The sequence below is a fragment of the Streptomyces tateyamensis genome, assembly GCF_003205575.1.
Classification (GTDB): domain Bacteria; phylum Actinomycetota; class Actinomycetes; order Streptomycetales; family Streptomycetaceae; genus Kitasatospora; species Kitasatospora tateyamensis.
The window spans coordinates 1-12,311 of the sequence record NZ_PYBW01000016.1 but is presented as its reverse complement, the minus strand read 5'-3'; the positions used below and the strand labels follow the sequence as shown (position 1 = coordinate 12,311).

Genomic DNA, 12,311 nt, shown 5'->3' with positions numbered 1-12,311 from the left:
CCTTCCGGAAGCCGGTGGATCGGACCGACCCGGGTCGAGAGGACGAGATGCCGTGACGGGTCCTGACCAGCAGGACGGCGCAGGGCCACCGGAAAGGCCCGGACAGGACGCCCTGGATCACGTCGAAGCGATCGTTCAGGCCCGGCACGGGCCGCTGATCGCAGCCGAACTCGAGCGTGAGCCGGTCTGGGCCCGTGACTTCACCGACCTGTCCTACGAGGGGCGACGGCTGTTCAGCGAACTGTTCGGCACGTTCCTGCTCGTCCTCGCCGGAGCCGGAGGCGCGGTCCTGGAATCCGTCACCCACGAAGGGATCGGCCGCGGTGCCGAAGTCACGGCTCCCGGGCTGACCGTGCTGGCCGTCATCCTCTTCATGGGCGCCGTCTCCGGAGCCCACCTGAACCCCGTCGTCAGCGTCGCCTTCGCCCTTCGCGGTGACTTCGCCTGGCGCCGCGTCCCCGGCTACGTCGCCGTGCAGGTCGTCGGCGCCGTGCTGGCCTGCCTGCTCCTGCGGGCCACCTTCGGCGACGTGGCGCACCTGGGCGCGACCCTGCCCGGGCCCGGCTTCTCCGCGGCCCAGGCCTTCGTCGTCGAAGCCGTGCTCACCCTCGGGCTGGTCAGCACCATCCTGGGTACGGCCTCCAGCGCGCAGAACGTGGGCTCGCTCTCCGCCGTGGGTGTCGGTGCCTACATCGTGCTGGCCGGCCTGTGGGCGGGGCCCGTCAGCGGCGCGTCCATGAATCCGGCCCGCTCGCTGGGGCCCGCGCTCGTCAGTCCGGAGCTGCACAATCTGTGGATCTACCTCACGGCGCCGCTGGTCGGCGCGCTGGCCGCGGTCGCCGCCGCGTACATGCTGCGCGGACCAGGCGGCGGACCCGGCGGATCCCGCTCCGCACAGGGCACCCTGCGGCCCCCCACGTCCAGACACCTCTGAGCGGCTTCGAGCCGGCGGATGACTCCTGGAGTTACCCGCGCGGGCTCGTTCCGCGCCACTCGACGAGGAAGAGGGTTGCGTCGTCGCTGGTGATCCCGGCGCGTTCGCGCATCAGCGCGTGGGAGAGGCCGCGAACCGTCTCCTGCACGCTGCCGGTGGCCCGTGCGACGCGCTCGACGGCCTCGACGAGGCGGTCCTCGCCGAACTGCTCTCCGCCGCGCGTGTGTTCCTCGACGAGGCCGTCGGTGTAGAAGAGCACCCGGTCGCCGGGCAGCAACTGCTGGGTGCTGATCAGCGGGGTGGCGCCGCCGAAGCCGACCGGCAGGGTGCCCGGGCTCTCCAGTGTCTGATTGACCTTGTTGTCGCGGATCAGCAGGGGCGCCGGGTGGCCGGCGTTGACGGCCTGTAGGTAGCCGGTGCTGACGTCGAGGGTCATCATCTGGGCGGTGACGAACTGGTCGGGGCCGAACTGCTGGTCGACGGCGTTGTCCATGAACGCGTACAGCTCCGCGAGCCCGACGTCGGTGCGCCTGGCGTGTCGGTAGGCGCCCATCGCGACGGTGGCGAGCACGGCGGCGTTCAGGCCGTGTCCCATCGCGTCGATGACGGCCAGGTGCAGGGTGTCACCGTTGAGGGCGTAGTCCAGGCTGTCGCCGGCGACGCTGTAGGCCGGTTCCAGGATGCCGGCCACCGCGACCTGAGGGGTGGTCATCGTCAGCGGGGGCAGCAGAGACCACTGGATCTCGGCTGCCACGCTCATCGGCTCGCGGCGCCTGGTGCGGAGGAACAGGTCGGTGTAGGCGTTCTTGGTGACCAGCATCTCCGCCACCAGCCCGGCCAGCCGGCGCAGCAGACGCCGGTCGTCGTCGTCGATGCGGTCCAGGGTGAGCACGAGAACGCCCACCTCGTCGCTGCCGTCCAGCAGCGGCAGGAAGATCCGGGTGCCGTCCGCCAGCGGCTGCTCGACGGGGGTCGTGCGTAGGAAGGCCGCGCCGGCCGTGGACCCGTCGATCGGCACGGGGGCACCGACCGTCAGTCCCTGGCCGGACAGGGGGACGAGCATGATCTGTTCGTAGTCCTGGAGGAGGATCGAGACGTCGCGGCCGCCCATCGCGTGTACTTCCTCGGCCACCAGCGGCGCGATGAGCTGCGGAGGCATCTCGTGGGCCCGGTCCAGCAGGTGCCCCAGCAGGCGCTCGCCGAAGCCCTCGGACCGGTCCACTTCGGGTCTGCCGTTTCTGCGCGCGGACTGTGTCATGGGTACCTCGGGGTTCGGGGCGGCGGCCTCGGCGGGCTGTCCTGATGTGCTTGTGTGCGATGACAGGTCTGGCTCGTCGGAGTGCTCGGGTCTCAGCATCGCATCGGCTCCGCGTGGTAGCGGGCGGTGTGTAGCCCGGTCGGCGCAGCGCGGTCGCGCCATGGCCTGTCGGAGTGCGACGCGTTGAGCCAACCGGGCCATCCGCCACCAGGGTCTGTCGGTCACCTGCCATGGCGTGGCAGTCGGCGTCGTCGGGACGGTCCGGGCAGGACCGCGCCGGAGTACTGTTGAACTACCGAGGGCTTTTCGTACATCGCCATTCAGGGCGGCATCGTCTCCGGCGAACGACCAGTCCGGGCCTTCAGCGGCCCGGAGACGGGTTCGCACCATGACCACGACCACCGTCCGCCCGATGCCGACGGAGCCGGTCCCCGGCTCGACGCATGAGGTACGGATGTCCTTGAAACCCCTTGGCGAGACCCGAGGGATGGTGGATGGCGCCTGGTGGCCCCGATCACGCGACCTCACCAGGGAACTTCCTTCACTGATAGCGGTGTTGGACGATTGCTGGGCGCGGATCACGCGCGTCACGGTGAACGTGCGGATGTGGCCGCACATCCCCGCGAAGGTACCGACAGGCAGTCACGTCCTGCGCGTGGGCTGGTTCGACGCGGAGCAGGAACCCGCCGACCTGTGCCTGCTGTCCTACCACACCGGGCGCTGGGACCTTCTGGTGATCCCGCCCGAGTGCGAGCCCGCGCGAGCCGCCCAGTTGATGGCTGCCGCTGCGGACGTGCACAACATCCAGAGCGCCACCGCCCTGCTGGCCGACAACCGGTGAGGAGGCCTGCGTGGTCGTCGGGACGTCCAGGGGCGGGAGCACACTGAACGCGGAGGGACGGATGGACCGGGTGCGGGGCGAGGAGGTCGCCGTACTGGCCGGTGTTCAGTCCGCCCGCGGTGCTCTGGGCGGCGTCGGCCGCCAGGAGCGTCAGCGCGATCAAGGCCGCGCCCAGTACGAAACGCACCAGGTCCTCGGGACGCCGCGCCGGAAGCAGGAGCTCATCGGGGCCGACCGCGAGGGACGGCTGATGCTCCTCGGTCATCGCTGGTGGCCACCGACAACGACACGGTCCATGACACACCTCACTGGTCGGCCGATGCCTCCACGCTGCGTCTCGTCACGGCATCCGGGCCCGGTCCGCGCCGGAAGCCGCGTCCGCGGGGCCAGTGTTCGGTGGACGGGGTGGCGGTGCGGTGTGCGGCGGTGCTGAAGTAGGCGGCGCGGCGACGCAGGTGGCGCAGGGGCCCGTAGGGCAGCGGCTTGGCAGCGGAGGTGGCGGCCGCGCCGTAGAAGAGGCGTTTGCCGATCTCGATCAGGACCAGGTAGGCGATGATCATGGCGACCAGAGCGGCGAAGAAGGCCCCCGGCAGCGGCTGGAAGCCGAGGGTGGCGGCCAGAGGGGTGGCGGGCAGCAGGCTGCCGACGGCGACCACGCCGAGGGCCGCCAGCGTCAGCGGGAGGCTGGGGTGGCTGCGGAAGAACGGGATGCGCCGGGTGCGGATCGCGAAGATCACCAGCGTCTGGGTGGCCAGCGACTCGACGAACCAGCCGGAGCGGAACAGCGCCGGGCCGGCGTGGAAGACCCAGAGCATGACGCCGAAGGTGACGAAGTCGAACACCGAGCTGAGCGGGCCGAAGCAGATCATGAACCGGCGGATGAAGGCGATGTCCCAGTGTGAGGGCTTGCGCAGCTGCTCCTCGTCCACGTTGTCGGTGGGGATGGCGAGTTGGCTGCTGTCGTAGAGCAGGTTGTTCAGCAGGATCTGGGAGGGCAGCATCGGCAGGAACGACAGGAACAGCGAAGCGCCGGCTGCGGAGGCCATGTTGCCGAAGTTGCTGGAGGTGCCCATCAGCACGTACTTGATGGTGTTGGCGAAGATCCTCCGGCCCTCTGACACGCCGTCGGCGAGCACGTCGAGGTCCTTCTCCAGCAGGATCACGTCGGCGGCGTCCTTGGCCACGTCGGTGGCCGAGTCGACCGAGATGCCGACGTCGGCGGCGTGCAGGGCGAGTGCGTCGTTGACGCCGTCGCCTAGGAAGGCGACTCCGCCGCCGCTGCTGCGCTGGGCGTGCACGATGCGGGCCTTGGCCTCGGGGCTGACCCGGGCGAAGACGGTGGTCCTGGTGATCGCCTCGGCCAGCGCGGAGTCGTCCAGCGCGTCGATCTCGGTGCCGGTCATCGCGTCGCCCTCGCCGAGTCCCAGGTCGTGGCAGACCTTGGCGGCGACCGCGGCGTTGTCGCCGGTGACCACCTTCACCGCGATGCCGAGACCGGCCAGCCTGCCCAGCGCAGCGGCCGCGTCCGGCTTGGGCGGGTCGAGGAAGACCAGCAGTCCTGCCAGGCGAAGGCCGCTCTCGTCCGCGGCGCTGATGACCGGTGGTCCGGTGCCGGGGGCGCCGGGGCGGGTGGCGACGGCGACCACCCGGTTTCCGGCGGCGAACTCCGCCGCCAGCGCGTCGCGGGCGGCGGGCGGCACGTCGGCGCAGCGGTCCAGGACGGTCTCCGGCGCGCCCTTGGTGACCAGGGTCGACCGGCCGGACACGTCGCGCACCAGGACGGAGATCATGCGGCGCTCGTGGTCGAAGGGCAGCACCGCGAGCTGGGTGTAGCCGGCCAGCGCGGTCCGCTCGCCCGCGCAGGCCGGTGATCGCCACAGGGCCTGGTCGAGCGGGTTGCCGCCGACGTCCTGCTCGTCCTGGGCCGCGTTCTCGGTGCAGAGCAGCCCCCAGCGCAGCACCGCGCCGGGATCGTCGGTCCCGGCGGGCACGGCGCGCATGTAGTCGATGCGGCCCAGGGTGAGGGTGCCGGTCTTGTCGGTGAACAGGACGTCGACGTCGCCGAGGTCCTCGATGCAGACCAGTCGCTTGACCAGGACCTTGCGCCGGCTCATCCGCCGCGAGCCGGCGGCCAGACTGGTGGAGACCACGGCGGGCAGCAGCTGCGGGGTGATGCCGACCGCGATGGCCAGCGAGAACAGCAGCGCGTCGATGATCGGCTTGTGCAGCGCCACGTTGATCACGAAAATCGAGGTGGTGAGCGCACCCGCGACGTAGACGAGTAGCAGTGAGAAGCGGCGCAGGCCGACCTGGAACGCGGTGTCGAGCTGGTGCGTGCTAAGCCCGGCGGCGATCTTGCCGAACTCGGTGTGCACGCCGGTGGACACCGCGACGCCTCGGGCGCTGCCGGTGCGCACCACCGTTCCCATCAGCGCGCATCCGGCCAGCTCGGCGAGCGGGGTCCCGGCCGGCACGGCGGCGGTGGTCTTGTCGACGGGGAGCGACTCGCCGGTCAGCACCGACTCGTCGCACTCCAGGCCAGTGACCTCCAGCAGCCGCAGATCGGCGGGGATCACGTCCCCGAGATGCAGCTCCACCAGGTCGCCGGGAACCAGCGCGGTGACATCCACCGACGCGGCGCGCCCGTCTCGCACCACCACCGTCGTGTGGCGGATCTGCGAGTGCAGCGCCTCGGCGGCTCTCTCGGCCCGGTACTCGTTGACGAAACCGAGCCCCACCGACACGGCGACGATCACCCCGATGATCACGGCGTCACTGCGCTCGCCCACCAGGAACGACGCCACGGCGGCACCCAGCAGCAGACCGAGCAACGGAGAGCGCAGCTGGTGCCAGAGCACGGGGAAGAACCGGGCCCGGTGCGAGGAGACCGCATTGGGGCCGAACTGCGCCTGCCGCCTGGCGACTTCCTCGCCGCTCAGCCCCTCCTTGGGACCGGCGCCGAGCCCGCGAAGGACATCGGCCCCCGGTAGCGTCGCCGCCACCACCACCCCGTCCACGGGCGCGGGTTGCTGCACCGGAGCGGAGACACTCACCGGAGGCGGTCCTGACCTGCTCGGACGACGGCGATCAGCACGCGAAGCTACCGGGTCGGAGCGCGAGGGACTGCTGCTGCGTCATGCCGATCGCCGCCTTCGGGCACACGTCACGCCCGGCGAGGGCACGAAGTCCGAACGGACCCGGGCGCGCTACGTGCCTCCAGGATGGCATGGATTACCCACCTCACACCGCCGGCCGCGAACGCGGGTTCCCCTCGTCCAGTGCCTCTGGTGGCCGATGCGCCAAAGCCGGACGACAGTGGAGCGGTAGGGGTCAGTGCGGCACAGCCGTGCCAAGCGGGAGGCCGATAATGGAGACCAGCAGCACGGTGTCACCGACGGCACAGCACAAGCGCGCGCCGAGGTCCCGTCCGGGTCGGCTGACGTTTCTCGGCGGCGTCGGCACGGTGACCGGCAGCAAGTTCCTGGTCGAGACCGAGCACGCTCGGGTGCTCCTGGACTGCGGCCTGTTCCAGGGCGCGGCCGAGCTGCGCCGGCGCAACCGGCAACCACTGCCGCTGGTCGCGGCCGACCTGCACGCCGTGGTGCTGACCCACGCCCACCTCGACCACTGCGGCTACCTGCCCCGTCTGGTCAGGCAAGGCTTCCACGGACCCGTGTTCTGCACACCCGACACCGCGAGGCTGGCCGAGTTGGTGCTGCGCGACAGCGCGCACCTGCAGCAGGAGGAGGCCGAGCACGCCAACCAGCACGGCTGGTCCAAGCACCATCCCGCCCACCCGCTCTACGACGACCAGGACGTGGACCTCACCCTGCGCCTGTTCGAACCCGTCCCCACCGGAGTCGACACCGTCATCGCCGAGAGCACGGTGCTGCGCCTGCACCACGCGGGCCACATCCTCGGCTCGGCATGGGCCCACCTCACCCTGGAGGACGGTCACACCGTGGCCACCAGCGGTGACCTCGGCCGCCCGGTCCACCCGCTGCTGCGCCCGCCCGAGCCGTTCACCGGCGCGGACGTGCTGCTGGTGGAGTCGACCTACGGCAACCGGCACCACGACCTGCGGGGCTCCCGCGTGCGATTCGCCGATGCCGTGGAGCGGGCGCTGGCCCGGGGCGGCACGGTCCTCATCCCCTCCTTCGCGGTCGACCGCACCGAGATCGTGCTGCACGAGCTCGCCGAACTGCGCCGCTCGGGCCGGCTCCCCGCCGGTGTGCCGGTGTACGCGGACAGCCCTATGGCACTGGCGGCCCTCCAGATCTACCGCGACGCGGTCGCGAACGGCTCCCCGGAGCTTCGCCCCAAACTGACGGGCACGGCGGCCCTGGACCCGGCGCCCTTCACCGCGGCCCGCTCGACCCAGGAGTCGATCGCGATCCGGCACTCGGACGTCCCCTCGGTCATCGTCTCGGCCTCGGGAATGGCCACCGGCGGGAGGGTGGTGCACCACCTGCGCGGGCTGCTGCCCGGCCCGCGCAACACCGTCCTGATCGTCGGGTTCGCCGCACTGGGCACCCGCGCCCGGGACCTGGTGAACGGCACGTCCACAGTCAAGATCTTCGGCGGCTACGTGCCGGTGCGCGCCGAAGTGGTCAGCGTCCCCGGCTTCTCTGCCCACGCCGACGCGGGCGAGATCCTCGACTGGCTGGGCGGCGCTCCGCCGCCGAGCGCCACCTACCTGGTGCACGGCGAACCCGACGGCTCCAGCGCACTGCGCGACCGCATCGACCGCGAACTCGGCTGGACCGCAGTCGTCCCGCGACCTGGCGAGCAGGTCCTGATCACCTGAGTCGGCCGTGCCGGTCCCCGGGCGTCGGTGCGCCCGTCACCGTGCCATGAGGACGGCGGCCCCGGTGATCCGGCCCGCTGCGAGGTCGCCCAGCGCGGTGTCGGCGTGGTTCATGGGGTAGCGCTGCACGTGGACGGTCGGGTGGTGGCGGGCAGCCTCGGCGAGGTAGGCGAGGCCGTCCTCGCGTGTGTTGGCGGTGACGCTGCGCAGGCTGCGCTCCTGGAACAGGTGCTGCTGGTAGTTGAGGGCGGGGATGTCGGTCAGGTGGATACCGGCCACCGCCAGCGTGCCGCCGCGCTCCAGTGCGGCGAGCGCGACCGGCACCAGTTCACCCACCGGCGCGAACAGGACGGCCGCGTCCAGGGGCTCGGGCGGAGTGTCGTAGGCACCGCGTGCGGAGGCCGCGCCCAGCTCCAGAGCCAGGCGCCGGGCATCCTCGGCCCGGGTGAGGACGTGCACGGTGGCACCCCGGGAGAGCGCGAGTTGCGCGGTGAGGTGGCCCGAGGCGCCGTAGCCGTAGATGCCAAGGCGTCCGCCGGGCGGCACTTGCGCGCGCTCGAGAGCCCGGTAGCCGATGATGCCGGCGCACAGCAACGGGGCGAGCTCCTCGTCCGGCGGCCCTTCGGGGAGCGGGTAGGCGTATCCGGCGTCCACGAGGGTGTGTCCGGCGTAGCCGCCGTGGATGTCCCAGCCGGTGTAGCGGGAGTACGGGCAGAGGTTCTCATGGCTGGCCCGGCAGTACCGGCAGGTGCCGCAGGTACTGGCCAGCCAGGCCGCGCCGACCCGGTCACCGGGTGCGAAGTCCCGCACCTCCAGGCCCGCAGCCAGCACCCGGCCGACGATCTCGTGCCCCGGCGTGCAGGCGGCCCGATGCGGTGGCAAGTCGCCCTCGGCCAGGTGCAGGTCGGTGCGGCAGACCCCGCAGGCCCCGACCTCGACCAGCAGTTCCCGCGGCCCGGGAGGATCCAGTACCCGTTCCACCCGGCGCAGCGGGGACGAGCGGATCGGGCCGGGGCACTCCACCACCCAGGCCCTCGTACGTTGACCCGCGGATCCGGTTTCGGTCATGGCCGACTCCTCCGGTAGGGGTGTTCCCCGCCGCCTTCATTCTCCACTCCGGCCGGCTGTGAGGCGGGCGGGCCTGGCCCGTGCCATGGCGAACGTCTCCCCAGGCCCGAACGCGCTCGGCGGGGGATGCTGGAAGGAGAGGGCCGCTGCCCCGCACGGTCCGTATGGTCCCGCCCTCGCACTCCCCGGCCCGCGCACGTGTACCTCCCCGGGCCAGTAACCCAAGGCGGGCCCGCCACGGTGAGGGGACTCGATGATGAAGCCCGACGAACAGCACCCGGTCGTCGCGGGAGTCGACCCTGACCAGCCGAGCCGACTTCTCCTGGCCTGGGCCGCCGACGAGGCCGAACGCCGCCGCCAGCCCCTGACCCTGGTGCTGGCCTGCAAGCCGGCGACCCGCGCGGGCAACTGGCACGTGACCTGGCCCGAACTCCGGGAACAGACCGACCACACCCGCGCCGCCGGCGAGCCGGCCGACGTCCTGCACGATCAGTCCACCGGGGCGACGCTGCTCGTCCTCGGTTCCCGACGGCTCACCGCCACTCGGGAGCTGTTCACCGCCGGGGCGGCTGCGGTTGCGTCGATCGCCCGCGCGCACTGCCCGGTGGCGGTTGTCCGGGACCCGGAGCACACCACCCAGCAACCTCCGTACCTCGTCGTCGGAGTGGACGGCAGCCCTTCGTCACACGCCGCCGTGGACTACGCCTTCGACGCCGCGGCCCTGCGCGGCGCCGGGCTGCGGGCGATCTTCGCTCTCCACCCCTCGCATCCCGACTGGGTCGACGAACACCAGGCCGAGCTCGTGAGCCGCCGGGTCCTGGCGGAGACCGTGGCCGGACGCCGGGAGACCCACCCCGACGTCGAGCTGACGCACGAGGTGCTGCGCGGCCACCCGGTGGCCGTCCTGACCGAAGCCTCCAAGCACGCACTCGCACTCGTGGTCGGCACGCGCGGCCTGGGCGGCTTCACCGGAATGCTTCTCGGCTCCTCCGTAGGCCAGGGCGTCCTGCACCATGCACGATGCCCCGTCGTCACCGTACCGGCGCCGGTCTGACCCAGGGATCGGCTCCGCAGCCCACCAAGGAGCCCGCGACGCGGTCCGGCCGAGCGGGACGAAGGGAGAGTGGATCATGGCACAACCCGTGATCGTCGGCGTCGATGAGGCAGCCGGGGCCGAGGAGGCGGTGGACTGGGCCGCCGACGAGGCGCACCTGCGCGGTCTGCGGCTGCACCTGGTCCACGCCTGGCTGTGGGAGCCGCACCAAGCACCGGCCTCGTTGAACGGCCCGCTGATCCGCCGCCAGGGCGAGCAGGCCCTGAACGCGCTCACCGGACGGGTAGCGAGCCATCACCCCGATCTCGAGGTCAGCAGCGGAGTGGTCGACTCCAACCCGCTCCAAGCACTGATCGCGCTCAGCTCGGCCGCCGACCTGCTCGTGCTGGGTCCGCGCGGCTCGGGAGGATTCTCCGGACTTCTGATCGGCTCGACGAGCCTGCACGTGGTCGCCCACGCCGCCTGCCCGGTCGTCGTCATCCGCGGCACCGCGACCGCGGCCATGCCCGACGGCGGCACCCGCGGCGGCGTGGTCGTGGGACTGCACGGCCGAAAGCCGTGCGACGAACTGCTGACCTTCGCCTTCGACAGCGCCCAGCGACGTCACCTCGCACTGCGCGTCGTCCACGCCTGGAGCCTGCCGATCGTCCTGGGGCCCGGGCACACCCTGCCACCCCTCTACGAGGAGAGCCACGTGGACGGGGAGGAACAACGGCTGATCGCCGAGATCCTGGCCGGCTGGCGCCAGCAGTACCCCGACGTCACCGTCACCGAGGACCTCCTGCGAGCCGGCCCGGCGAAACACCTGGTCGACCTCTCGACCACCCACCAACTCGTGGTGGTGGGGCGCAACGGGAACACGACGGACGGACCGCTGCGCCGCCTCGGATCGGTCAGCCAGGCCGTGGTCCACCACGCGCACTGCCCGGTCGCCGTCGTCCCTCACCGCTGATGACAGCAACTTCGCCGCCGGAGTGCAACTGACCTCGCACGGGGGTGCTGGCTTCCGGTTCACGCGATCCTGTCACAGAAGGAGGGAACCCACGATGACGGGACAGGTCACCGGGCACGATGAGCCGCACGGCCGTTCCCTGGGCCGACGCCTCAACTGGCTGCGGGCCGGAGTCCTGGGAGCGAACGACGGTGTCGTCTCGACCGCCGGGCTCGTCATCGGCGTGGCCGGCGCTACCACCTCGCATACGGCCCTGCTGACTGCCGGGCTGGCCGGGCTGCTGGCCGGGTCTATGTCGATGGCGGTGGGCGAGTACGTGTCGGTCAGCAGCCAGCGGGACTCCGAACGGGCGGCGCTGCACACCGAGCAGCGCGAACTGGCGGAGAGCCCGGAGGCGGAGCTGGAGGAGCTGGCCGGCCTGTACGAGGTCAAGGGGCTGTCGGCCGAGCTGGCCCGGGAGGTGGCCGAGCGGCTGACGGAGAAGGACCCGCTGGCAGCGCACGCGGACGCGGAGCTGAAGATCGACCCCGACGGACTGACGAGTGCCTGGCAGGCGGCCGGGGCCAGCTTCGTGTCCTTCACCGTCGGCTCACTGCTGCCCCTGCTGGTCATCCTGCTACTGCCGGCCTCCTCCCGTGTGCCGATCACCGCCGTGGCTGTCCTCGGTGTCCTCTGGGCCACCGGGGCCCTCAGCGCCCGCCTGGGCGGGGCTCCTCCGGGCCGGGCGATCCTGCGCAACGTCCTCGGAGGAGCGCTGGCCATGGCGATCACCTACTCCGTGGGTCTCGCGCTCGGCGCAGCCGGCATCTGAACCTGCCCCGACCGACGCACCACCGCTCCCCAGGGGGTGCAGTGATGGAATTCCCCGTGTGACCGCCGTCGGCACCGACTGAACTGAAGCAGGACCGCGTCTTCGCGCGTGGCGGCTGGCGTGGGGACCTCGGCAGCGTCCGTGCTCCGTAGCGACACGGCCATAATTCACTTAAAGGACCAGAGATGCCAAAACGCCCACTGACGAATCGAGGCGAGCGAGAACCCCACTACATCCTCCACAGCCGGCGATTTGACGAGGCAGACGGTGGCAGACTGGCGGCGCATCGAAGCTCCAGCAGTTCAAGGCGACTTGGCAAGGTCACCTCGTTCAACTGGAACCTCGATGCGTACGTGACGGGCCGACTCGGACTCTCCAGACCGCTCTGGCCTGCGGACTCACGTGATCATCGGGGCGTTGAAACGCCCCTGCAACCAACGACCGCAGACACCACCGACATCGCGAGTTCAACCTGAGGAAGTCGGCGGATCCTGACAGAAGCCGAGCTCGGTGAAGGCGCACCCACCCCGCGCCTCGTGAGGGAGCACCCGTCGAGACACGAGCCTCGGCCTCGGCGTTTCACGAG

Annotated in this window: 9 protein-coding genes; 6 read left to right on the top strand and 3 right to left on the bottom strand. The window is 71.4% G+C overall.

Translation table 11 applies throughout. The annotated features are described in order from the left end of the window. Positions 1–52: 52 nt before the first annotated feature. Positions 53–934: an MIP/aquaporin family protein gene (locus C7C46_RS05000; protein WP_220040561.1), complete on the top strand. Its 882-nt coding sequence runs from the start codon at positions 53–55 to the stop codon at positions 932–934. A gap of 31 nt (positions 935–965) precedes the next feature. Here C7C46_RS05000 and C7C46_RS04995 read toward each other — a convergent pair whose 3' ends face one another. Next, on the bottom strand, positions 966–2,192 hold the full coding sequence (locus C7C46_RS04995) for a PP2C family protein-serine/threonine phosphatase (RefSeq protein ID WP_110666114.1): 1,227 nt from the start codon (positions 2,190–2,192) through the stop codon (positions 966–968). A 388-nt stretch (positions 2,193–2,580) separates the two neighbouring features. On the opposite strand from C7C46_RS04995, the gene C7C46_RS04990 reads away from it, so the two are divergent. Continuing rightward, positions 2,581–3,033, top strand: coding sequence for a DUF5994 family protein (locus C7C46_RS04990; protein WP_110666112.1), 453 nt, complete (start codon positions 2,581–2,583; stop codon positions 3,031–3,033). A gap of 305 nt (positions 3,034–3,338) precedes the next feature. On the opposite strand, the gene mgtA is transcribed toward C7C46_RS04990, so the two are convergent. Further along, positions 3,339–6,086 carry a magnesium-translocating P-type ATPase gene (gene mgtA, locus C7C46_RS04985; protein WP_110666110.1) on the bottom strand — a complete coding sequence of 916 codons (2,748 nt, stop codon included), beginning with the start codon at positions 6,084–6,086 and terminating at the stop codon, positions 3,339–3,341. 314 nt (positions 6,087–6,400) lie between these two features. On the opposite strand from mgtA, the gene C7C46_RS04980 reads away from it, so the two are divergent. Next, the gene (locus C7C46_RS04980) at positions 6,401–7,840 is read left to right on the top strand and encodes an MBL fold metallo-hydrolase RNA specificity domain-containing protein (RefSeq protein ID WP_110666108.1); all 1,440 of its coding nucleotides are present in this window, start codon (positions 6,401–6,403) and stop codon (positions 7,838–7,840) included. A 36-nt stretch (positions 7,841–7,876) separates the two neighbouring features. Here C7C46_RS04980 and C7C46_RS04975 read toward each other — a convergent pair whose 3' ends face one another. Next, a complete protein-coding gene (locus tag C7C46_RS04975; RefSeq protein ID WP_110666106.1) occupies positions 7,877–8,908 on the bottom strand; it encodes a zinc-binding alcohol dehydrogenase family protein in 1,032 nt (343 codons plus the stop codon). Between the two features lie 256 nt (positions 8,909–9,164). On the opposite strand from C7C46_RS04975, the gene C7C46_RS04970 reads away from it, so the two are divergent. The 3 genes from C7C46_RS04970 to C7C46_RS04960 all read left to right on the top strand — a co-directional run bounded on the left by C7C46_RS04970 (position 9,165) and on the right by C7C46_RS04960 (position 11,725). After that, complete coding sequence (locus C7C46_RS04970) at positions 9,165–9,962, top strand: universal stress protein (protein ID WP_342775371.1); 798 nt, start codon at positions 9,165–9,167, stop codon at positions 9,960–9,962. Between the two features lie 76 nt (positions 9,963–10,038). Further along, a complete protein-coding gene (locus C7C46_RS04965) occupies positions 10,039–10,914 on the top strand; it encodes a universal stress protein (protein ID WP_181442201.1) in 876 nt (291 codons plus the stop codon). A gap of 94 nt (positions 10,915–11,008) precedes the next feature. Beyond that, positions 11,009–11,725 (top strand): VIT1/CCC1 transporter family protein, encoded by a 717-nt coding sequence (locus tag C7C46_RS04960; protein WP_110666100.1) that lies wholly within the window; start codon positions 11,009–11,011, stop codon positions 11,723–11,725. Positions 11,726–12,311: the final 586 nt, after the last annotated feature.

What these genes read in the sequence shown, in the direction of transcription:
- C7C46_RS04995 (WP_110666114.1), bottom strand. Translation starts at nt 2,192, where the DNA reads ATGACACAGTCCGCGCGCAGAAACGGCAGACCCGAAGTGGACCGGTCC.
- C7C46_RS04990 (WP_110666112.1), top strand. Translation starts at nt 2,581, where the DNA reads ATGACCACGACCACCGTCCGCCCGATGCCGACGGAGCCGGTCCCCGGC.
- C7C46_RS04980 (WP_110666108.1), top strand. Translation starts at nt 6,401, where the DNA reads ATGGAGACCAGCAGCACGGTGTCACCGACGGCACAGCACAAGCGCGCG.
- C7C46_RS04975 (WP_110666106.1), bottom strand. Translation starts at nt 8,908, where the DNA reads ATGACCGAAACCGGATCCGCGGGTCAACGTACGAGGGCCTGGGTGGTG.
- C7C46_RS04970 (WP_342775371.1), top strand. Translation starts at nt 9,165, where the DNA reads ATGAAGCCCGACGAACAGCACCCGGTCGTCGCGGGAGTCGACCCTGAC.
- C7C46_RS04965 (WP_181442201.1), top strand. Translation starts at nt 10,039, where the DNA reads ATGGCACAACCCGTGATCGTCGGCGTCGATGAGGCAGCCGGGGCCGAG.
- C7C46_RS04960 (WP_110666100.1), top strand. Translation starts at nt 11,009, where the DNA reads ATGACGGGACAGGTCACCGGGCACGATGAGCCGCACGGCCGTTCCCTG.